Genomic DNA, 20,671 nt, shown 5'->3' with positions numbered 1-20,671 from the left:
GGCGGCTCCGCCAGCCCCCGCCCCTCCCGGCTCAGCGCATGCCAACCCAGATCAGGCCGGGCTAAGCCGGGCCGAAACGATTGACGGTGTTGCCGTCAGTGACTTCCCGGAAGTCCTTGATCGCCTTGATCGGTTGCGTCACTTGTGTCGGATCGGCAGGACCATCCCGAAGGGGTGGCTCCGAAGATCGGCCCGGACAAGCTCTGTACAGCACGGCCATCCCCACAGCTTGGGCGGCCATCAGTTCAGCCGGCGCATCACTGATGAACAGAATTTCGGCTGCGGGGATGCCCAGGGTGTCGGCAATCCGTTCGTAGCTGGATGCTTCCTGCTTGGCCCCGATGCGGGTATCGAACCAGGCGCTGAACAGGGCCCGAAGATCGCCATCCGAGCTGTATTGATAGAGGAGCTGCTGGGCGGCCACTGAGCCCGACGAGTACACCGCCAACACGATTCCGTTGCCGACCCAGCGTCGCAGGCAGGCCGCCACCTCCGGAAAGAGGGGAGCCACCAGCTGCCCGCTGGCATACCCCGATGCCCAGATCATTCCCTGCAATTCCTTGAGGGCCGTGAGTTTCCGGTCGTTCTCCATCAACCAGCGCAGATAGGCGGCGATCTCCGGCGGATCGGCGGCCGATCCAGACCCTGACGGCCCCTGCTCGCTGGCCTCGGGCCCGGCACTGGCGCTCGCCCGGTGCCCGCCTCGGGATCTCCAGAGGTCCCTGGCATGCGGCGCGTTGTCGCGGGCCCAGGCCGTTTCGACGTCCTTCAGCAAAGACTGCACCTGAGGGGACTCAGTGTGTGTAACGAGGAAGGAGTCGAGCTGGTCGCGGGCGTAGGGGAACAGGGTGTCCGCCACGAAGCTCACGGGACAGGTCGTTCCCTCGATATCCAGCAGGATGTGGCTGAGGCGCTTCCCCGTCGAAGCCCCGGGGCGGCCTCTGGCGTCAGCGGGCATCGACCGGGCCTTGGGTCAGGGCATCGAGGGCGTTCCTGGGCGGCTCCCGTGGCTGGCCCGGTGGAATGGCTCTCCGCCCCTCGTGCCCCCTGCCTGCGGCGCCATCAAGCAGCAGTTCACGCCACCGCTGCTCCAGCAGAAACTCGAGAATGTCGAGATGGCGCCGGGCGCTGAAGAGATCCCGCCCCCAGGCGTACAGCCCATGGCCTCCAATCAGCAGACCATGGGGGGCCTCGGCGAGATGGGGGGAGGCGGCCCCACTCAGCCGGTTCAGATCCTGGTCGTTGGCCAGCACGGGCACCACGATGCGGCACTCATGGCTGCTGACTCCTTCCAGACCCTTGAGCATTTCCAGCCCTTCAAACTCAAGCATCGCGACCCTGGGCTGAACAAGGATCGGCTCCGGCCTGACAGGGCTGCCCGGACCATCGGATGGCCTGGATCCGGCGGGCTGGGCCAGGGCGAGGCGGGAGAGCAACGTGGCCGCCTGGGAATGGGTGTGGAGCACGGAGCCGGCACCGGTGCGACGCACGATCTCCAGATGGAGCGGGGTCTCGGCACTGGCGCGACCCTCCCCCTCGATCCGCTGAGCATGGCCGTCCACCACGATCAGGTCCCCCGGGGAGACACTGCCCTTGTCGACGCCGCTGGGCGCCATCAACAGCTCCAGGGGCTCCCGTTGCCGCACGCAGCTGAAGTTGCCACCCGTGCCATCGCACCAACCCCGGGCGTGGATGGCCGAGATCGTCCGGGCCAGGGCGATGGCCAGGTCCGTGGGGTGTGGATCTGCCGCCGTCGCCGGGCCGGGACGAGGCACGGGTGGCAGGGCATCGGCATGGGTCAAGGCATCGTTCACGCTGTTGGCACGGGCCCCAGGCAGGGCTGGGAGCATGGACCGGGTGTTGGGCCCACAGGTTCTCCATCCTCGCTCAGCTCTGGCAGCGGGGACACCAGTGACAGCTGCGACCGGCCAGTCGCTCCCGCTGAATCAGCTGACCGCAGCGCCGGCAGGGCTGGCCCGCGCGGCGGTAGACCCAGGCCATGCCGCCGTAGTTGCCATTGGTGCCGCTCAGGTCACGGAAGTCGCTGAAGGTGGTCCCCCCGGCGCCGATGCTTGCGCGCAGCACCCGGTTCAGGGCGTGCCGAAGGCGACTGATCTCGCAGGGTTTCAGGCTGCCGCTGCGCCTGTGGGGGGAGAGCTCTGCGGCGAAAAGGGATTCATCGGCATAGATGTTGCCGACCCCGGCCACCAGGCTCTGGTCGAGCAGGGCGTTCTTGATCGGCCTGACGGAGCCGGCCAGTCGTGTGCCGAGGTAGGCGTCACTGAACGCTTCGCTGAACGGTTCGGGCCCCAGGCGGCTCAGGCCGGTCATGACACAGGCCGCCTCCACCCCCGGGGGGACCCACCACATCTGGGCGAAGCTGCGCACATCCACGAAGCGCAACTCCTGGCCCCTCGCCCCCCAGCAACGCATGCGGGTGTGGGCGCAGGGGGGGCTGGATTCGACGAGCCAGAGGAACTGGCCGGTCATGCGCAGGTGCACGCCCCACAGACCGGCCTCCCGGCCACCGCGATGGAGAGAACCCAGGAGATATTTACCGCGGCGCTTCCAACTCCGGCAGAGGCATCCGTCTAGGGCACGACAGAACTGATCCGGGGTCTGGGGCGCCGCGATCAGGCGCCCACGGAGCACCTCCACCCCCGTGATGGTGAAGTCGCCCAACTGTCGCTCGAGACCACGGCGCACGGTCTCGACTTCGGGAAGCTCCGGCATGGCGTGCTCAGGAGTCCGGGCGCCTTGTCAGGACGACGGGATGGCCGTCATGGGGCTCCGTGGAGTCCATCCCGTCATCAGCCCTACGGGGTGAAGCGGAGCATGACGAAGCGATTCAGGCCTTGTCCAGTTCGCTTTCGGCAAAGTTGTTTGTGTTGATGCCGCCTTCGGAGCCGCTGTACCCCGTGTAGTTGACCTTCTCGAACCGCACCACGACCGGATAGCGGATGCCGGAGGTGTCGACCGAGGCCACGGTGCCGACATCGTTGAACCAATAGGACTCAGGCCGCTTGATGCGCACCTTGTCGCCGCGGGAGATCGCCATCGCTGCGCTGTTGAGGGGTGACTGCCAGTCGGAAGATACCCGTGCCCAGGGGGCGCGAGGCCGCCGGTGTCACGTTTCGTCGCCGGGCAGCGTGGCACGATCGCTCTCCCCGCCCCCGGCCATCGATGCAGGCACCAGCCCTCAGCCTGGAGCTCCCCGATCCCGCCCGGGACGACATCAGCACGATGGAGTTCCTGGCTCGGCTGGAGGAGGCCTGGGCCGTCTGTGATCGCTTCGACCTGCAGACCGAGATCTGGCGGGGCCGCATTCTGGGGGCCGTGCGGGACCGGGAGAAGCGGGGAGGGGAGGGTCGGGGCACCGGGTTCCTGCAGTGGCTGCGGGAGCAGGAGATCAGCAAGACCCGTGCCTATGGGCTGATCCAGCTGGCGGAATCGGCCGATGGTCTGCTGGGCGAGGGCCTGCTGGAGGAGGAGCATGTCAACAACTTCTCCAAGCGCGCCTTCCTGGAAACCGCCCAGGCCGAGCGGGAGGTGCAGGTGATGATCAGTGAGGCCGCCAATGACGGCCAGCAGATCACCCGCAAACAGGTTCGCCGGCTCACCGACGAATTCACTGCCGCCACCAGCCCCCTGCTGCCGGAGGAGATCCGCCGGCGCACCCAGGAGAACCTGCTGCCGCCCCGGGCGGTGGCGCCGCTGGTGCGGGAGCTGGCCCGGTTGCCCGTTCCCCAGCAGGACGATCTGCGCCGGGCCTTGCGGGAGGAACCGGAGCTGGATCGTGTCCGGGATGTGACCAGCACGGCCCGCTGGCTGACCAAGGCGGCCGAGGCGGGCGCCGCAGTGCGGGCGTTCCAGCTGGGGGATCTGGATCTGGACAAGGCCCTGCAGGAAGCCCAACGGCTCGATGCCCTCGGCCTGCTGGCCGACGCCGTGGGCCAGGCCCATCAGCTGGAGAGTGCCGTGCTCAAGCTCCACACCAGTTGGCGGCGGCTGGGGGGCCTGCAGGAACGCCTCTGGGTGGAAAGCGGCAGCAGCACACCCCATCTCAGGGAGGTGCTGCAGGCGCTCCAGAGCCTCAGCGGCAGCACCCTGCGGGTGTCCCTCGGCGAGCTGGCCGGTGGCCGGCGGGTGCGGTTGCAACTGGTGGAGGAAGGGCCCGATCAGCTGGAGGCCCCGTCGCTGCACGGGGCAGATTTGACAGGATCCGTGCGAGCGTGGTCTGGTGAGAGCAGATGAATAAAGAGAATGAAGCAGGAAAATTCCAGGATCACCTCATTGTTGACTCCCCCCGACAGCCAGGCCGATGAACCGGGGCTGATGACCGCGCAGTCGACGACCGAAGCAACCGTCGGGATGGGCACCAGTGACTTCGTGCTCGTGTATCACCGCTCCCCCTTCGAGGAGCAGATCGACGCCGATGGGAAGCGGCAGTGGGTGGATCAGAAGAGTCCGAACGGGATCATCCCGACGCTGAGAAATCTGTTTCGCAGCCAGCGTGCCGGCACCTGGATCGCCTGGCGCCGCCAGGATGGCGAGGGTCCGGCTGATGACGAACGTCTGCAGATGGACTCTCCGCATGATTTCGTGCTGCGTCGTCTGCCACTGACCACTGCACAGATCTCCAGTTTTTATCACGTCACTTCGAAGGAATCGTTCTGGCCCATTCTTCACTCCTTCCCCAGCCATTTCAGCGTCGACAACGCTGACTGGTGCACATTTGAGGAGGTCAATGCCTCCTTCGCCAGGGCCGCCTGTCAGGAGGCCGCCCTGGGGGCGACGATCTGGATTCACGATTACAACCTCTGGCTGGCGCCGGCCTACATCCGCCGCGAGCGACCGGATGTGCGGATCGCCTTCTTCCACCACACCCCTTTCCCCTCCACCGATCTGTTCAGCATCCTGCCCTGGCGGGATGAGATTCTTGACAGCCTGCTCTGCTGCGATCTGGTGGGGTTCCACATCCCCCGCTATGCCAACAACTTCGCCCATGCGGCGATGAGTCTGCGGGCGGTCCGCAGTGTGGATCCCGTGCCGGTGGCGGAGAAGTTCCGGCGCCATGGCAGTGCCCTGGCCGATCCCTTCGTGGTCCCCTATCTGGAGCAGGGTGGCCGCCGGGTCCGCATCGTGGCCTCCCCTGTGGGCACCTCCCCCGAGGTGATCCGCATGATCGGAGCCCGTCCGGAGGTCCAGGCCCAGGCCGAGCAGATCCGCGACCAGCACAGCGAGCGAACGCTGATCCTCTCCGCCTCCCGGGTGGATTACACCAAGGGCAACGAGGAGATGCTGCTCGCCTATGAACGCCTGCTGGAGGAGCACAAGGACTGGCACGGCAAGGTCGAGTTGTTTCTGGCCTGTGTGGCCGCCGCCAGCGGGATGCGGATCTACGAGGACATCCAGCGTTCCGTCGAGGAGGTGGTGGGGCGGATCAATGGCCGCTTCGGCCGGATGGACTGGACGCCGGTGCGCCTCTCCACCCGGCGCATTCCCTATGAGGAACTGGTGGCCTGGTTCGGCCAGGCGGACGTGTGCTGGATCACCCCGCTGCGCGATGGCCTCAATCTGGTGGCGAAGGAGTACGTGGCCGCCCGGCGCGGCCGGGACGGGGTGCTGGTGCTCTCCGAGTTCACCGGTGCCTCGGTGGAGCTGCAGGATGCGTTGCTCACCAACCCCTATTCCCACCGCAGCATGGATGCGGCCATCTCCGCTGCGCTGGTGATGGCCAAGCCGGAGCAGCGGGAGCGCATGGTGGCCATGAACCAGGCGGTCGAGGAATTCACCGTCGAGCACTGGGCCCAGCAGCAACTCGGTGAGCTCCAGGCGCTCTGAGAGTGGATCGGGGCGACAGGATCCGGAGCGGGACCCTCCGCGCCAGGGTCTGGCTGGTCGGCATCGGTCTCGCTCTGGCCCTGCTGGCGCTGCTCGCTCCCCTGGGCTGGGCCCGACAGAGCACCACGATTTCGGTGCTGATGCCGGCTCCCTTCGCCGATGCGACCGCCTCCACGGTGGCCGCCTTCAACCGCCGCCACCCGCGCTTGCGCATCGCCGTCACCCGGGGGCCCTTCGAGACAGAGGCGGTCTCGGATCTGGCGATCGGCAGCCTGCTGCTGGGGGACAGCCCCTACGACCTGCTGCTGATGGACGTCACCTGGACGGCCAAGTATGCCGCCGCCGGTTGGCTGCTTCCCCTCGATGGCCTGTTGGGTGACGATCCCCTGGCGGGGGTGGTGGAGGGGGCCCGGGAGGGCAATCGCATCGGGGGGCGTCTCTACCGCATCCCTCTGCTGGCCTCGATGGGGTTGCTCTACTGGCGCACCGATCTGATTGAGGCCCCACCCCGGACCCCCGAGGATCTGGTGCGCGTCTCCAGGGCGCTCCAGCGGGAGGGAAAGGTGCGTTGGGGCTATGTCTGGCAGGGCCGCCAGTACGAGGGACTGAGCTGTGTGTTCCTGGAGGTGATCAAGGGGTTCGGGGGCTCCTGGGGCCCGCCGGACGCCCCTGGTCTGGGACTCGATCAGCCCCAGGCGGCAGCGGCGGCGGCCTGGCTGCGGCACCTGGTGGCCGAGGGCATCACGCCGGCGTCGGTGGCGGATTTCGCGGAACCCGAGACCCTCCAGAGCTTTGCGAGCGGTGAGGCCGCCTTCATGCGGAACTGGCCCTACGCCTGGCGCGAGCTGCAGAAGCCGGGCAGTGCCCTGGCCGGCAAGGTGGGCCTGGCCACGATGGTGGCCGAGCCCGGCCAGAGCCCTGCCGCCACCCAGGGCAGCTGGGGCCTCTCCGTGCTGAGCGGCAGCCGCCATCCCCGCGAAGCCATCCAGGTGCTGCGGGCCCTCACCGGGGCCGCCAGCCAGCGCATCCTTGTGCGCGACTGGGGCTATACCCCCACCCTGGCCGCGCTGTTCGAGGAGCCGGAGCTGCTGGCCGTCTCCCCCGTGCTGCCGGAGCTGCGGCGTGCGCTGGAGCTGGCCGCCCTGCGTCCGATCACACCCGCCTACGCCCAGCTGAGCGACCTCCTGCAGCGCCAGCTCAGCGCCACGATCACCGGCGGAACTCCGGCCGAGCTGGCCATGGGGCGGGCGGCCCGGGCCAGCGACGTCCTGCTGGCCGCCAGCGGGGCCGGTGAGACGGGCGTGGGGGCGGGTGGATGAGTGGGGGCCGGTCCCAGCGCGATGCGCTCCTCAGCGCGGCCCTGATCGCCCCGGCCCTGCTGCTGGTGCTGGCGGTCTTCGTCTGGCCGATGCTGTCCTACGCCTGGCTGAGCCTCCAGGCCCAGACCGTCTTCACCGAGCTGCGCCCCGTGCCGGTGGGGTTCTCCAACTGGCAGCGCCTGCTGCTCGACGGGCGCTTCTGGCAGGACGCCGCCCAGACCCTCCGCTTCGCCCTCGTCTCGGTGGCCCTCGAGCTCGGGCTCGGGCTGGCGATCGCCCTGCTGCTGCATCAGCGCTGGCGGGGCCGGGCCGTGGTGCGCAGCCTCACGCTCCTGCCCTGGGCCCTGCCCACCACGGTGATGGCCCTGGGCTGGCGCTCGATCCTCAACGATCCCAACGGACCGATCAACGGCGCGTTGCAGGGACTGGGTCTGGCCACCCTGCCCTTTCTGGCCTCACCCCAGCTGGCCTGGATGGCCACGGTGCTGGCGGATGTCTGGAAGACGACTCCCTTCGTCGCCCTGCTGCTGCTGGCCGGTCTGCAGAGCATCCCCGCCGACCTGTACGAAGCCCTGGCCCTGGAGGGCGGAACCCCCCGCCAGGCCCTGCGCTGGATCACCCTGCCGCTGCTGCGGCCCTACATCTTCCTGGTGCTGTTGTTCCGCCTCGCCCAGTCCCTGGGCGTGTTCGACCTGATCGCCGTGCTCACCGGAGGCGGCCCGGCCAGCAGCACCGAAAGCCTGGCCATGTACGCCTATCTCAACGCCATGCGCTTCCTGGATTTCGGCTACAGCGCCACGGTGATGCTCGGCATGTTCCTGCTGCTGCTGCTCAGCTCCCTGCTGCTCCTGCTGGTGCGCCGTCCCGCCCGGGCCTGAGCCGCCGCTTCCCCTCCCGTCCCTGCTGCCCCCATGACCGCCCCACCCTCCTCCCGAGCCACCCTCCCCTGGCAGGGGGTTCTGGTGGCCCTGCTGTTGCTCTGGAGCCTCGCCCCCATGCTCTGGCAGCTCTACAGCTCGCTGCGCACCCCCGCGGCGCTGCTGGAGGGGGCGGCCGCCCTGGGGCGGGGGTGGACCCTCTCCAACTACGGCCAGTTGCTCGGGGGCGATCCGCCCTTCTGGCGTTATCTGCTCAACAGCACTCTGGTGGGGGCGGGCACCACCCTGCTCACCCTGGCGGTGGCGATTCCCTGCGCCTATGGCCTCAACCGCCGTGGCGGGGGCCTGCGGCTGGTGCTGGGGGCGGGCCTGCTGGTGACGGCGGTGTTCCCCTATGTGCTGCTGTTCCTGGCCCTGCTGCAGATGGCGCGGCAGTTCGGTCTGGCCAACAACCTGCTCGCCCTCTGCCTCCCCTATGCGGGCCTCTCGCTGCCGCTGGCGGTGCTGTTGCTCCAGGCCGCCTTCGCTGAGCTGCCGGTCGAACTGGAGGAATGCGCCGTGCTGGAGGGACTCTCCCTGGGGCAACGGTTGCGCTGGGTGCTGCTGCCGCTGCTGGGGCCCGCGGTGGCGAGCACCGGACTGCTGGTGTTCCTGTTCAGCTGGAACGAGTTTCCGATCGCCCTGACCTGGCTCAGCCGCACCGAGTTGCTCACCCTGGCCCCGGCCATGGCCCGGATCGCCGGCTCCTCGGTGTTCACCGTGCCCTACGGCGCCTTCGCCGCCGCCACCGTGCTGGGCAGCGTGCCGTTGTTGCTGCTGTTGCTGCTGTTCCAGCGGCCGATCGTGGCCGGCCTGACCCAGGGGGCGATCAAGGGGTGAGCGGCCGCGCCCCTCCCCCGACCCCGTTGCCTCGCCGCCGCCCCATGCCGACCGCTCCCACCTCCGACCCGCGATGACCTCCACCGCCCCAGTCCCGCCACCCGCCCCGTTCCCGCCGGGCCCAGCGGTGCCGGAATCCCTGCGTCTGATCAGGCTCGGGCGGTGGCTCGGCGGCAGAACGATCCTCGCGGACCTCGATCTGGCGGTCTCGCCGGGCGGGTGCCTGGCCCTGCTGGGCCCCAGCGGCTGTGGCAAGAGCAGCACCCTGCGGCTGATCGCCGGCCTGGATGCTCCCGACGCCGGCCGGATCCTGTTGGGGGACCGGGACATCACCGACCTGCCGGCGGCCCGGCGCCAGGTGGCGATGGTGTTCCAGAGCTATGCGCTCTACCCCCACCTGAGTGTGGCGCGCAATCTCTCCCTGGGGATGGAGATGCGGGGGGAGGAGCGCGCGACGATCGCGCGGAACGTGGAGGCCATGCTGGAGCTGTTGCAGCTCACCGACCAGCGGCAGAGACGGCCGGGCGCGCTCTCGGGCGGCCAGCGGCAGCGGGTGGCCCTGGCCCGGGCCCTGCTGCGACGCCCGCGGGTGGTGCTGCTCGATGAACCGATGAGCAATCTCGACGCCCAGCTGCGGGAGGAGCTGCGGCCCCAGCTGCGCGGCATCCTGCGGAGCCATGCGGCGCCCGTGGTCTATGTGACCCACGACCAGCAGGAAGCGATGGGCATCGCCGACCGGATCGCCGTGCTCAGGGATGGTCGGCTGGAGCAGTGCGGCACGCCGCAGGAGCTGTACAACCGGCCCGCGACCCTCTTCGTGGCCCGGTTCATCGGTCGGCCGGAGATCAATGTGTTCTCCGCGGCCGATGGCTCGGTGCTGGCCGTTCGTCCGGAGCACCTGCGGCCACTGGAGGCGGGTGGCCTGGAAGCCAGGGTGGTGAGCCGGGAGTGGCACGGGGCCACCCAGTTGCTGCTGCTGAGCAGTTCCCGGGGCGAGCTGCGCTGGGTGTGTGACGGAGCGCTGCCGATCGCAGCGTCCCTGCGTCTGGGCTGGGAGGCTCGACATGAGCATCGCTTCGACCCGACCACGGAACGCCGCCTCGCCTCTGCAGATCAGACCGAACCGTGATGCCCGCCCCCAGCGCCGATCCCCCCTCAGCCGTGCCGATGGCCCCGCCCCCCCCGTGGTGGGAGGGCTGCGTGATTTATCAGCTGATGCCGCGCAGCTTTCGCGACGCCAATGGCGACGGCATCGGCGATCTGGCCGGCATCACCGAGAAACTGCCCTACTTCGAGTGGCTCGGGGTGGATGCGATCTGGCTGACGCCGATCTATCCCTCGCCGCTGCGGGACGGCGGTTACGACATCACCGACTTCACCAGTGTTCACCCCGACCTGGGCGAGATGGCCGACGTGATCCGTCTGCTGGAGGCGGCCCACGAGCGCGGAATCCGGGTGATCCTCGACCTGGTGCTGAACCACACCAGCGTGCTGCACCCCTGGTTCCAGCGGGCCCGCTGGTCCAGCACCGGCAGCCCCGAGAGGGACTTCTACGTCTGGTGCGACCACGACGGGCGCTACGGCGACGCGCCGGTGCTGTTCCGTCACTTCGAAAGCTCGAACTGGCAATGGGATGAGGTGGCCGGCCAGTACTACCTGCATCGTTTCCTCAGGCATCAGCCCGACCTGAACTACGCCAATCCCGCCGTTCAGGAGGCGATGCTGGCGGTGGTGGATTTCTGGCTGGGGATGGGAGCGGACGGGTTCCGCCTCGATGCCGTGCCGTTCCTGTTCGAGGCGGAGGGCACCCGCTGCGAGGGACTGCCCGAGACCCATGCCTTCCTGCGGCGGCTGCGGGCCCGGGTGGAGGATTGCGGCCGCGACGTGCTGCTGCTGGCCGAGGCGATCCAGCCCGTGAGCGAGTCGGCCCCCTATCTCGCCGACGACGAGCTGCACGCGGCCTTCGACTTCTCCCTCACCGCCCACCTGTTCGCGGCGGTGGCCACCGGCCGCTGCGACGCCCTGCGGGACTGCCTGATCCATGCCCAGCAGATGGTGCCCGGCTGTCGCTGGGCCCTGCCGCTGCGCAACCACGATGAGCTCTGGCTGGGGGATGGCCATCTGGTGGACGCCCGTGTGGTGGAGGCGATCGTGAACGGATTCCCGGAGGGACGGGAGCACTGGCTGAACTGGGGGATCAACCGGCGTCTCGCCCCCCTGCTGAATGGGGATCCGCGGCCCAACACCCTGCTGCATGGGCTGATCTACAGCCTTCCCGGTCTGCCCTGCCTCTATTACGGCGACGAGCTGGGCATGGGGGACTGGCCCGGGCTGCGGGACCGGGATCCCAACCGCACGCCGATGGCCTGGAGCCGGGCGGCCAATGGGGGGTTCTCCTCCGCCCCCGATCCCCTGCTCGTGTTGCCCCCGATCACCTCACCGGGCTTCGATTACCGCATGGTGAACGTGGAAGTGCAGCAGCAGCTCTCCGGCTCCCTGCTCAACTGGCACCACCGCATGCTCACCAGCCGCCGGTTGCTGCCGGCCCTGCGCTATGGCGAGATGGTGATGATCGAGAGCGGCCATCCCAGCGTGCTCTGCTACGCCCGCCGTTGCCCGGAGCGCGGGGAGGGCGATACCGCCGAGCCCGCCATGACGATGGTGGTGGCGGCCAATCTCTCGGCCACCGGAGCCTCCACCCGGCTCGACCTGAGTGCATGGGAGGGTCACCGCATGCGCGAGACGCTCTGGGGTTGCGAGTTCGCCCCGGCGAGCCCGGAGTGGTTCGCCTACCTGCCCGCCTATGGGTTCTTCTGGTGGCTGGTGGGGGAGTGAGCCGAAGTGGCCTCCTGCTCCAGCAGCTCGCGCACCGTGCCCTCGAGCCGGGCGGCCTCGGCCGCATCCACGAAGGCCAACCGGCAGCGGCGGGCCAGCACATCCTCCGGCCGCCGGGCCCACTCGTGGCGTGCCATGTGGCGCACCTCCGCCGCCGTGAGGGGGATCACCTCGCTGAGGGGGGTCAGCTCGGCGGCGCCCGCGGCGCAACGGAGCACCGCGGGCGCCTCCAGACCGTGGCTGGCGATCAGGTGGGCGGCGAGGGGTTCGCCCAGTTCGCCCTCCAGCCGGGTGGCCAGCTCGGCCAGCGCCGCGCCGCTGTGGGCCGGGTCGGCGGCGGCGCCGAGGATCGCCCCGGCGGCCGGTGGCGGCAGGGGCCGCCCGAGCTGCTCGGCCACCACGGCCAGGGCGTCGAGGGCCATGCTGCGGCAGGTGGTCCACTTGCCGCCCATCACGCTGATCAGGCCGCAGGGGAGTCGCTCCACGGCGTGCTCGCGCACGACCCGCGCCGTGCTGGCCGTCGCCCCGGCGCCTCCTGTCGCGCCCGGCTCCGGGGGGGCCTCGGGGAGCAGCAGGGGGCGGCCCCCGGCCCAGCGGCTGCTCACCCGCCGCGGGCTATCGGAGGGGAACCAGCGCTGCACGTAGGTCTGCAGGTAAGCCTCTTCGGCGGCGGCGGGCCGCTCGGCCTCCGCCAGGGGGCAGGGGGTGTCGGTGGTCCCCACCAGGGTGCGCCCGAAGAACGGCAGCATGAACAGGACCCGCCCGTCGTCGGTGGCCGGCACCAGCAGGCCCAGGCCACCGGGGCAGAGGTCGTCCTCGAGCACCAGGTGCATCCCCCGGCTCACCTGCAGCCGTGGGGGCAGATCGGGTTGGGCCATCCGGCGCAGGGCGTCGGCGCCGATGCCGGTGGCGTTCACCACCACCCGGGCCCGGAGGCGTTGCCGAGCACCATCCGCCCCCCCTCCTCCGTCTGCGTCGCCTGTGATCACGGCGCCGTTGAGCTGTCCCTTTCCGTCGCGCAGCAGCTCCACCACCGCACGGCGGGTGTGCACCTCGGCGCCGGCGAGGGCGGCGCTGCGGGCGATCAGCAGGTTGAGGCGGGCGTCATCGAAGCGGGCATCCGCGTAGGCGACCCCGCCATGGCCGGGGGCCAGGTCGGGCAAGAGCTGGCTCACCTCCTGGCGCGAGAGGCAGCGGCTGCCGCCGAGGCGTCGCCGGCCGGCCAGCAGGTCATAGGCCGCCAGCCCCAGGCCGTAGTACGCCGTGGCCAGGGGCTGGCGAGTGGGCAGCAGCAGCTCCAGGGGCCGGGCCAGGAACGGCACGGCCTCGAGCCAGTGCCCCCGCTCCCCGAGGGCTTCGCGCACCAGCTGCAGCTGGCGCAGGTCGAGGGTCTTGACGGCCAGCTCCAGGTAGCGGACGCCCCCATGCAGCAGCTTGGTGCTGCGGCTGCTGGTGCCCGAAGCGATGTCGCTGCCCTCCACCAGGGCCACCGTGAGGCCACGGCGGACCGCCTCAAGGGCGAGGGTCGCCCCGGTGGCGCCGGCGCCGATCACGAGCAGGTCGAACGTCCGCTGCGGATCGGGCCGGGTCCCGGCACGGGCGGGGTCGGGGGAGGGGGTTCCGTTGGCGATCGGCAAGGACTCTCTGCGGAGGGGCGTTCGGGGCGGGACTGGGCCTCGCCTCAGGGTTGCGCATGCCAGGCCAGGCTGCGGCGGACGGCCCCGTCCCACCGCTCCAGCCAGCGGTGGCGTTCCTGGGAACTCAGGCCCGGCCGGAAGTGGCAGGGCGCAGGCTCGCCGGGGATCGAGGCCCAGGCGTCGAGGCCCGGCACCACACCGGCATCGAGGGCCGCCAGCAGGGCCACACCGCGGCTGGTGCTCTCCAGATCGGCGCGGCGCCGCACCTCCAGTCCGCAGCTGTCGGCCTGGGCCTGCAGGAGCCCATCGGCGGCGGCGGCCCCGCCATCGGCGGCCAGGTCCCGCAGCGGGGCGCCGAGGGCTTCGCTGGCCAGCTCCACCAGGGTGGCCACGGCCAGGGCGATGCTCTCGAGGGTGGCGCGGGCGATGGCGCCGGGGCCGGTGTCGCGGGTGAGGCCGATCAGCAGACCGCGGGCGCAGGGATCCCAGTGGGGCGTTCCCCAGCCGGTGAAGGCGGGCACCAGCATCAGGCCGCTGCGGGCCGGCGCCGTGGCTGCCAGGGCGTCGATCTCCGCCGAGTGCTCGATCAGGCCGAGGCCGTCGCGCAGCCACTGGATGGCGGTGCCGGCATTGAGCACGCTGCCCTCCAGGCAGTAGGAGGGGGAGCCGTCGGCCCCGCACCAGCCGTAGGTGCTCAGCAGGCCGCTCTCGCTGCGCACGACGGTCTCGCCGGTGTTGATCACCAGAAAGGCGCCGGTGCCGTAGGTGCACTTGGCCTCCCCCGGCTGCAGGCAGCTCTGGCCCAGGGTGGCGGCCTGCTGGTCGCCGAGCATGGCCAGGATCGGCACCCCGGCGAAGGGCAGGTCGGCGGCGATGGCGCCGAAACGGGAGTGGCAGGGGCGCAGTTCCGGCAGGATCCCGGCGGGGATCCCCAGGGCGTTACAGAGCTCGGGATCCCACTGGCCCTGCTCCAGGTCCATCAGCAGGGTGCGGCTGGCGTTGCTGCGATCGGTGGCGTGCACCCGGCCGCCGGTGAGATGCCAGAGCAGCCAGCTGTCGACAGTGCCGAAGCAGGCCTCCCCGGCGGCGGCGGCGGCGGCCCCCGGCTGCTCCCGCAGCAGCCAGACGATCTTGCTGGCACTGAAGTAGGGATCCACCAGCAGACCGGTGCGGCCGCGGATCAGCGGCTCCAGGCCGGCCCGTTTCCACGCGGCGCAGAGGCCGGCGGTGCGCCCGTCCTGCCAGACGATCGCCGGCCCCAGCAGGGCACCGCTGCGGCGGTGCCAGAGCAAGGTGGTTTCCCGCTGGTTCGCGATGCCGCAGGCCGCCACGGCCCGGCGCTGCTCCGGTGTGATCGCCCGCTCCAGGGCCGCGAGGGCCTCCAGCTGGCTCGCCCAGATCTCCTCCCCGTCCTGCTCGACCCAGCCGTCGGCGGGGTGACGGCAGCGCAGGGGGGCACTGCGGCTGAGCAGCCGGCGGCCCGCGGCGGTGTGGAGGGAGGCCCGCGAACTGGTGGTGCCCTGGTCGAGCGTCAGCAGGAGGGCGTCGTCGGGCATGGGGGCTCCGTTTCGTCCGTGCTAGCGCTGGCGGGCGGGAGTTCAGGGCGGGCCGGTGCGGGTTGACACGAACGACGACATGGCTGCCGGCGGCGGCATGGCCCTGGACAGCCGGCCGGACTGGGTGGCCGATGCCGTGATCGTGCAGGTGTTCCCTGACCGCTTCCGGCGCAGTGGCCGGGTGGCGGCCCAGCGGGGGCTGGCCCTGCAGCCCTGGGGGGAGGATCCGGCCGCCCAGGGGTTTCAGGGGGGGGATCTGCCCGGCGTGATCGAGGCGCTCGATCACCTCCAGGGGCTGGGCGCCACCTGCCTGTACCTGAATCCGGTCTTCGCCTCGGCCGCCAATCACCGCTACCACACCTTCGACTATTTCCAGGTGGACCCCCTGCTGGGGGGCAACGGCGCCCTCGCCGACCTGGTGGAGGCGCTGCACCGGCGCGGGATGCGGCTGATCCTCGATGGGGTGTTCAACCACTGCGGCCGTGGCTTCTGGGCCTTCCATCACCTGCTGGAGAACGGGCCGCTCTCCCCCTACCGGGACTGGTTCCACGTGGAGCACTGGCCCCTGAACGCCTACGGCGCCCGTGGTGGGGGAGGGCCGGCTGGGGAGGGATCCGGCGGGTCCTGCGGCTACCACTGCTGGTGGAACGATCCGGCCCTGCCCCGCTTCAACCACGCCAACCCGGGGGTGCGGGCCTACCTGCTGGCGGTGGCGCGGCACTGGATCGCCGCCGGCGTGGACGGCTGGCGGCTGGATGTGCCCGATGAGGTGCCCGACGCCTTCTGGCGGGAGTTCCGGGCCGTGGTGCGCGCCGAGCGGCCCGACGCCTGGATCGTGGGGGAGCTCTGGCGCGACGCCCGTCCCTGGCTGGAGGGCGGGTTGTTCGACGGCACGATGAACTATCCCCTCGCCTGGGCGATCCTCGGATTCGTGGGTGCCGATCGGGTGCCGGCCGACCTGCGGCTGCCGGCCCTGCCCGACCCCCCCTATCAACCCCTGGATCAGGCGGGTTTCCGCGCCCGGGTCGAGGAGGTGCTCGGCTGGTACGGCCCGGCGGTGAATCGCTGCCAGCTCAACCTGCTCGACAGCCACGACACGCCCCGGGCCCTGCATGTGCTCGGCGGCGATCGGGACGCCCTGGCCCTGGCCCTGCTGCTTCTGTTCCTGCTGCCGGGGGCGCCCTGCCTCTACTACGGCACCGAGCGGGGTCTCGATGGGGGCCCTGAGCCGGGCTGCCGGGAGGCGATGCCCTGGCAGGGCCCGGCGACGCCGCTGCAGCCGCTGCTGGCGGGGCTGAGCGCCCTGCGCCGTCGCCAGCCGGCCCTGCGTTCGGCGGAGCTGGCCTTCCTCGAGAGCGGCCACGACGCCCTGCTGCTGCTGACGCGGGGTGAGGGTCGGGAGCGGGTCTGGGTGGCGATCAACCGGGGACCCCAGGCCCTGCCTCTGGCGCCGCCGGCCGGGGCCGGAGCGGTGCTCTGGCCGCCGGAGTGGGAGGCCGGAGCACGGCCCGCCCAGCTGCCGCCGCAGCGGGGCGTGGTGCTGGCCTGGGCGGCGGGCTGACCAGATCTGGGGTCGCTACAGTAGCGATGCACCAGATCTGGGGTGGGATTGGCGCCGGATCCGCTCGGGACGACCCTGGACACGATCCTTGAGCGCCAGTTCGGCTGGAGCGCCTTCCGGCCGGGTCAGCGGCCCGTGGTGGAAGCCCTGCTGGCCGGCCGTGACTGCCTGGCGGTGCTTCCCACCGGCGGTGGCAAGTCGCTCTGCTTCCAGTTGCCGGCCCTGGTGCGCCAGGGGCTGGTGCTGGTGATCTCGCCCCTGGTGGCGCTGATGCAGGACCAGGTGAGCCAGTTGCAGCGGCGCGGAATCCCGGCGGCCTGCCTGCATGGCGGCCTCGACACGGCCGCCCGGCGCCAGCTGCACCGTCAGATCGAGGCGAATGGCCTGCGGCTGCTGTATCTGGCCCCGGAGCGGCTGCGGGCCGAGGCCACCCGCCGGCTGCTGGAGGAGGTGCTGGAGCAGGGATCCCTGGTGGCCCTGGCGGTGGACGAGGCCCATTGCATCAGCGCCTGGGGCCATGACTTCCGGCCCGAGTACCGGCGGCTCGGGGAGTTGCGCGCCCTCTGCCCCGGCGTGCCGCTGGTGGCCCTGAGCGCCACGGCGGCCCCGCGGGTGCGGGCCGACATCATCCGGTTGCTGCAGTTGCGCCGGCCCCTGGTCCAGGTGCGCTCGGCCCGCCGCGCCAATCTGACCTACACGATGCGTCGCCGTCCGGCGGACCCTCTCTCCCTGGTGCTGCAGGCGGCAGGCCAGGCCCGGGGGGCCGTGCTGATCTACGCCCGCACCCGCCGTTCGGTGGAGGAGTGGGCGGCCCGGCTCACGGCCCATGGGCTGGAGGCGATCGCTTATCACGCCGGCATGGATCCGGAGAGCCGCCTGCTGGCGCTCGGCCATTTCCAGCGGGGCGAGCGGCCGGTGCTGGTGGCCACCGTGGCCTTCGGCATGGGGGTGGACCGGGGCGATGTGGGACTGGTGCTGCATCTGGACTTGCCGGCCAGTCCGGAGGGGTATCTGCAGGAGTCGGGCCGGGCCGGCCGGGACGGGGAGCCGGCCCGCTGCCTGGTGCTGTTCGATCCGGCCGACCGGCTGAGCCTCGGCTGGGCGATGCGGGCCTCGGTGCGACAGCTCAGCGCCGAGGTGCGGGAGCAGGAGCAGCCGCGGCTTGACGTGGCCCAGCAGCAGCTGCGGCGCATGGAGGCGGTGGCGGAAGGGGGTGGCTGCCGGGAGCAGGCGCTGCTGCTGGCGGTGGGGGAACTGGTGCCGCCCTGTGGCCGTTGTGATCACTGCCTGGGCGAGCGGGAGGTCACCGACTGGTCGGATCGGGCGGCTCAGGTGCTGGAGGCCCTCGAGGGGGGCGATGGGGTGGATCTGCGGCGTCTGGCCGAGGGCCTGGCCAGCGTCCACCCCAGTGCCCATGCCAGGGACGAGGAGGCCTGGGGGTGGCTGGCCCGCCGCCTGGTCCAGGAGGAGCTGATCAGCGAAAGCGATGACGGCAGCCAGAGGCTGTGGCTGCGGCCCACGGGACGCCATTACCTCCGCCAGCCCTGGCCCTTGCGCTGGGCGGCCTGATTCCGGCGGGCCCCGGACGCCTCAGGTGCCCGCCTGTTTGCAGACGTCCTTGACGAGGGCCTCCTCGAAATCAGCCTTCGGGGCCTCCCAGGCCTTCCAGCCCCCCGCCTCACCGGTGGTGTTGAGCTTCGTGGCGGCGCAGTTCACCGCCACGAAGATCGCTTGACCGTTCCCGTTGAGGGCCGCCGCCACCTGGCTGCCCCCCATCGGCTGCAGGTTGGAGAAATCCACCTGCAGCGGTCCGTAGCTGCGCCAGTCGGGGGCGGCTGGGGCCGCGGTGGGTTTCGCGGCGACGGCCGGCTGGGGCGCGGCGGGTGTGGCGGCGACCGGTTTGGCCACAGCCGCAGCCGGGGCCTGGGCGACGGGCTGGGCGGCGGCCTGAACCGGCGGATTCGGGGCCGGACTGGGCCGGGCTGCCGCCGGTTGGGCGGCGGGTTTGGCTGGGGCAGGCTTGGAGGCCGCGGCCGGCTTCGGGGCGGTGCCCCGCAGGGTGAGGCGCGTGCCGGCCTGGAGATTGTCGGGTTCCTTGAGCTGGTTGAGGCTGATCAGTCGGCTGATCGGGATCGCGTACCGGTCGGCGATGCCGGAGAGGGTCTCGCCGGGTTTCACCAGGTGCTGGCGAGCGGTCTTGTCGCTCGTGGTCGTCGCGGCCGTGGCGGCCGGGCCGCCGGGCACCACGAGCCGCTGGCCGGTTTCCACCCGGTCGGCGTCCTGGAGGCCGTTGAGCTGCATCAGCCGCTGGACACTGATGCCGGAGCGTTCGGCGATCTCCGAGAGGGTGTCCCCCGGCTTGACGATGTAGCTGGCCCGGCCGGAGGCGGTTCCGCCGCCGGAGGGGGCTGCACCACCGGGCAGTTTGAGCCGCGTGCCGGTCTCCACCAGGTCGGCGTCCTGGAGGCCGTTGAGCTGCATCAGCCGCTGCAGGGAGACCTTGTAGCGCTCGGCGATCTCCGAGAGGGTTTCGCCGGATCGGACCACATGTTCCGTGGCGGCCAGGCCGGGCAGGGGCAGCAGAAGCGCCAGGGTCAGGACGAATCCCGCCGCCAGCGATCGGCGGACGGTGCCGGCCCGGGTGGCCCGGGCCGGCTGCTGGTGGGGCTGACGGCGCATGGCATGGGGACGGCTGATCGAACCATAAGGAGAACTGTCCCTCGCGCCAGTCCCCCTCAGCCCAGCAGGCGTTTCACCAGGGCCAGGCGGCCCTGGTACGGGGGGTACCGGAAGGGCAGATCGAAGCGAAAGGGCCGGCGCAGCACGCTGCGCAGGTGGGAGAAGGTGTCAAAGCCCGCCTGGCCGTGATAGCGCCCCATCCCGCTGTCACCGACGCCGCCGAAGGGCAGCTGGGGCACCCCCACCTGCATCACCACGTCGTTGAGGCAGACCCCGCCGGAACTGGTGCCGGCCAGCACCCGCTCCTGGGCCGCCGGGCTGCGGCTGAACAGGTAGAGGGCCAGCGGCTTGGGCCCCCGGCGGATGAGGTCGATGGCCTGGGACAGCCCCGTCACGCCCACCACCGGCAGCAGGGGACCGAACAGCTCGCCGGCCAGCAGCGGATCGTCCTCCCTGGGGCGGCCCAGGAGTTCGGAGGCGGAGTCGCAGGCGATCAGGGTGGGCCCGATCCGCCGGGTGTGGGGATCCACCTGGCCGCCGCTGAGCACCCGCCCGTCCCGCCGGGCGACCTCCAGCAGACCCAGCAAGCGATCGAACTGGGCCTGGTTGACGAGGCGGGCCAGGTCGGGGGAGGCGAGGGGATCATCCCCATAGGCCCGCTGGAATTCGCCCCGCAGCCGCTCGATCAGCTCCGGCCGCACCGTGTCCTCCACCAGCAGGTGATCGGGGGCGATGCAGGTCTGACCGGCGTTGAGGCCCTTGCCCCAGGCCAGCCGCCGGGCCGACACATCGAGGTCGGCATCGGCCAGCACGATCGCCGGGCTGCGGCCGCCCAGTTCCAGGGTGACCGGGGTGAGATGGCGGGCCGCGGCGGCCATCACCAGTCGCCCCACGCGGCCCCCGCCGGTGAAGAAGATGTGATCGAAGCGCAGCTCCAGCAGCTCGCGGGCCACATCGGCGCCGCCCTCCACCACCCTCACCACCCCGGGGTCGAGATGGCCGGCCACGAGCCTGGCGATCAGGGCGGAGGTGTGGGGCGCCTGCTCGGAGGGCTTGAGCACGGCGGTGTTGCCCGCCGCCAGGGCACTGACCAGGGGCTGGAGCGTGAGCGAGAAGGGATAGTTCCAGGGGCCGAGGATCAGCACGCAGCCGAGCGGTTCGGCCACCAGCTCGGCCCGGCCGGGGCGCTGGGAGAGGGGAACCGGAACGGGCCGAGGCGCCATCCAGCGCCTCAGGTTCTTCTGGGCTAGCCGGAGCTCCTGCCGCACCGCCACCACCTCGAAGTAGGCCTCCACGGGGGGCTTGCCGAGATCGGCGTCGAGCGCCTCGAGGATGGCCGGCTCCTGGTCCGCCAGCAGGGTGTCCAGGCGCTGGAGCTGGGCCCGCCGCCAGGCGATGGGCCGGGTCTCCCCCGAGACCACCTGGTCCCGCAGGGCATCGAGGGCCAGGGGGGTGCTGGCGGCGAGCATCGGTGGGGTGAGGA

Annotated in this window: 17 protein-coding genes; 9 read left to right on the top strand and 8 right to left on the bottom strand. The window is 71.1% G+C overall.

Annotation, left to right across the window (positions count from 1 at the left end):
- Positions 1-61: 61 nt before the first annotated feature.
- The 4 genes from mtnC to ACWJI7_RS02740 all read right to left on the bottom strand — a co-directional run bounded on the left by mtnC (position 62) and on the right by ACWJI7_RS02740 (position 3,058).
- Positions 62-958: an acireductone synthase gene (mtnC, locus tag ACWJI7_RS02755; protein WP_479935094.1), complete on the bottom strand. Its 897-nt coding sequence runs from the start codon at positions 956-958 to the stop codon at positions 62-64.
- On the bottom strand, positions 948-1,850 hold the full coding sequence (locus ACWJI7_RS02750; RefSeq protein WP_479935092.1) for a class II aldolase/adducin family protein: 903 nt from the start codon (positions 1,848-1,850) through the stop codon (positions 948-950). The genes mtnC and ACWJI7_RS02750 overlap by 11 nt, the downstream gene beginning before the upstream one ends.
- A gap of 37 nt (positions 1,851-1,887) precedes the next feature.
- Positions 1,888-2,733, bottom strand: a complete 846-nt coding sequence (locus ACWJI7_RS02745) for a DNA-formamidopyrimidine glycosylase (RefSeq protein WP_479935090.1) — start codon at positions 2,731-2,733, stop codon at positions 1,888-1,890.
- A gap of 115 nt (positions 2,734-2,848) precedes the next feature.
- Positions 2,849-3,058, bottom strand: a complete 210-nt coding sequence (locus ACWJI7_RS02740; protein WP_479935088.1) for a photosystem I reaction center subunit IV — start codon at positions 3,056-3,058, stop codon at positions 2,849-2,851.
- 125 nt (positions 3,059-3,183) lie between these two features.
- Between ACWJI7_RS02740 and ACWJI7_RS02735 the strand changes: the two genes are divergently transcribed.
- The 7 genes from ACWJI7_RS02735 (at position 3,184) to ACWJI7_RS02705 (ending at position 11,755) form a co-directional block, all read left to right on the top strand.
- Entirely contained in the window at positions 3,184-4,254 is a 1,071-nt protein-coding gene (locus ACWJI7_RS02735) for a hypothetical protein (protein ID WP_479935087.1), read from the top strand.
- Between the two features lie 117 nt (positions 4,255-4,371).
- Complete coding sequence (gene ggpS / locus ACWJI7_RS02730) at positions 4,372-5,844, top strand: glucosylglycerol-phosphate synthase (protein ID WP_479935157.1); 1,473 nt, start codon at positions 4,372-4,374, stop codon at positions 5,842-5,844.
- 2 nt (positions 5,845-5,846) lie between these two features.
- Positions 5,847-7,163, top strand: coding sequence for an ABC transporter substrate-binding protein (locus tag ACWJI7_RS02725; RefSeq protein WP_479935085.1), 1,317 nt, complete (start codon positions 5,847-5,849; stop codon positions 7,161-7,163).
- Complete coding sequence (locus ACWJI7_RS02720) at positions 7,160-8,041, top strand: carbohydrate ABC transporter permease (RefSeq protein ID WP_479935083.1); 882 nt, start codon at positions 7,160-7,162, stop codon at positions 8,039-8,041. The genes ACWJI7_RS02725 and ACWJI7_RS02720 overlap by 4 nt, the downstream gene beginning before the upstream one ends.
- A 33-nt stretch (positions 8,042-8,074) precedes the next feature.
- Complete coding sequence (locus ACWJI7_RS02715) at positions 8,075-8,920, top strand: carbohydrate ABC transporter permease (RefSeq protein ID WP_479935081.1); 846 nt, start codon at positions 8,075-8,077, stop codon at positions 8,918-8,920.
- Positions 8,921-8,993: 73 nt separating this feature from the next.
- Complete coding sequence (locus ACWJI7_RS02710; protein ID WP_479935079.1) at positions 8,994-10,049, top strand: ABC transporter ATP-binding protein; 1,056 nt, start codon at positions 8,994-8,996, stop codon at positions 10,047-10,049.
- Positions 10,050-10,087: 38 nt separating this feature from the next.
- A complete protein-coding gene (locus ACWJI7_RS02705) occupies positions 10,088-11,755 on the top strand; it encodes an alpha-amylase family protein (RefSeq protein WP_479935155.1) in 1,668 nt (555 codons plus the stop codon).
- Here ACWJI7_RS02705 and ACWJI7_RS02700 read toward each other — a convergent pair.
- Entirely contained in the window at positions 11,722-13,392 is a 1,671-nt protein-coding gene (locus ACWJI7_RS02700) for a glycerol-3-phosphate dehydrogenase/oxidase (RefSeq protein ID WP_479935077.1), read from the bottom strand. The two genes, ACWJI7_RS02705 and ACWJI7_RS02700, sit on opposite strands and share 34 nt — an antisense overlap.
- Before the next feature lie 44 nt (positions 13,393-13,436).
- A complete protein-coding gene (locus ACWJI7_RS02695; protein WP_479935075.1) occupies positions 13,437-14,948 on the bottom strand; it encodes an FGGY family carbohydrate kinase in 1,512 nt (503 codons plus the stop codon).
- A gap of 79 nt (positions 14,949-15,027) precedes the next feature.
- Between ACWJI7_RS02695 and ACWJI7_RS02690 the strand changes: the two genes are divergently transcribed.
- Together ACWJI7_RS02690 and ACWJI7_RS02685 are read left to right on the top strand one after the other, a co-directional pair.
- The gene (locus tag ACWJI7_RS02690; protein ID WP_479935153.1) at positions 15,028-16,509 is read left to right on the top strand and encodes a glycoside hydrolase family 13 protein; all 1,482 of its coding nucleotides are present in this window, start codon (positions 15,028-15,030) and stop codon (positions 16,507-16,509) included.
- A gap of 48 nt (positions 16,510-16,557) precedes the next feature.
- Entirely contained in the window at positions 16,558-18,078 is a 1,521-nt protein-coding gene (locus ACWJI7_RS02685) for a RecQ family ATP-dependent DNA helicase (protein WP_479935152.1), read from the top strand.
- A gap of 21 nt (positions 18,079-18,099) precedes the next feature.
- On the opposite strand, the gene ACWJI7_RS02680 is transcribed toward ACWJI7_RS02685, so the two are convergent.
- Positions 18,100-19,188, bottom strand: coding sequence for a LysM peptidoglycan-binding domain-containing protein (locus ACWJI7_RS02680; RefSeq protein ID WP_479935073.1), 1,089 nt, complete (start codon positions 19,186-19,188; stop codon positions 18,100-18,102).
- Between the two features lie 56 nt (positions 19,189-19,244).
- Positions 19,245-20,657, bottom strand: a complete 1,413-nt coding sequence (locus tag ACWJI7_RS02675) for an aldehyde dehydrogenase family protein (protein WP_479935071.1) — start codon at positions 20,655-20,657, stop codon at positions 19,245-19,247.
- Positions 20,658-20,671 lie beyond the last annotated feature (14 nt).

It is taken from the genome of Cryptocyanus atlanticus LEGE 06306 (assembly GCF_056633155.1).
This window is presented reverse-complemented; position numbering and strand designations above follow the sequence as displayed.

What these genes read in the sequence shown, in the direction of transcription:
- mtnC (WP_479935094.1), bottom strand. Translation starts at nt 958, where the DNA reads ATGCCCGCTGACGCCAGAGGCCGCCCCGGGGCTTCGACGGGGAAGCGC.
- ACWJI7_RS02750 (WP_479935092.1), bottom strand. Translation starts at nt 1,850, where the DNA reads ATGCTCCCAGCCCTGCCTGGGGCCCGTGCCAACAGCGTGAACGATGCC.
- ACWJI7_RS02745 (WP_479935090.1), bottom strand. Translation starts at nt 2,733, where the DNA reads ATGCCGGAGCTTCCCGAAGTCGAGACCGTGCGCCGTGGTCTCGAGCGA.
- ACWJI7_RS02740 (WP_479935088.1), bottom strand. Translation starts at nt 3,058, where the DNA reads ATGGCGATCTCCCGCGGCGACAAGGTGCGCATCAAGCGGCCTGAGTCC.
- ACWJI7_RS02735 (WP_479935087.1), top strand. Translation starts at nt 3,184, where the DNA reads ATGCAGGCACCAGCCCTCAGCCTGGAGCTCCCCGATCCCGCCCGGGAC.
- ggpS (WP_479935157.1), top strand. Translation starts at nt 4,372, where the DNA reads ATGGGCACCAGTGACTTCGTGCTCGTGTATCACCGCTCCCCCTTCGAG.
- ACWJI7_RS02720 (WP_479935083.1), top strand. Translation starts at nt 7,160, where the DNA reads ATGAGTGGGGGCCGGTCCCAGCGCGATGCGCTCCTCAGCGCGGCCCTG.
- ACWJI7_RS02715 (WP_479935081.1), top strand. Translation starts at nt 8,075, where the DNA reads ATGACCGCCCCACCCTCCTCCCGAGCCACCCTCCCCTGGCAGGGGGTT.
- ACWJI7_RS02710 (WP_479935079.1), top strand. Translation starts at nt 8,994, where the DNA reads ATGACCTCCACCGCCCCAGTCCCGCCACCCGCCCCGTTCCCGCCGGGC.
- ACWJI7_RS02705 (WP_479935155.1), top strand. Translation starts at nt 10,088, where the DNA reads ATGGCCCCGCCCCCCCCGTGGTGGGAGGGCTGCGTGATTTATCAGCTG.
- ACWJI7_RS02695 (WP_479935075.1), bottom strand. Translation starts at nt 14,948, where the DNA reads ATGCCCGACGACGCCCTCCTGCTGACGCTCGACCAGGGCACCACCAGT.
- ACWJI7_RS02690 (WP_479935153.1), top strand. Translation starts at nt 15,028, where the DNA reads ATGGCTGCCGGCGGCGGCATGGCCCTGGACAGCCGGCCGGACTGGGTG.
- ACWJI7_RS02680 (WP_479935073.1), bottom strand. Translation starts at nt 19,188, where the DNA reads ATGCGCCGTCAGCCCCACCAGCAGCCGGCCCGGGCCACCCGGGCCGGC.
- ACWJI7_RS02675 (WP_479935071.1), bottom strand. Translation starts at nt 20,657, where the DNA reads ATGCTCGCCGCCAGCACCCCCCTGGCCCTCGATGCCCTGCGGGACCAG.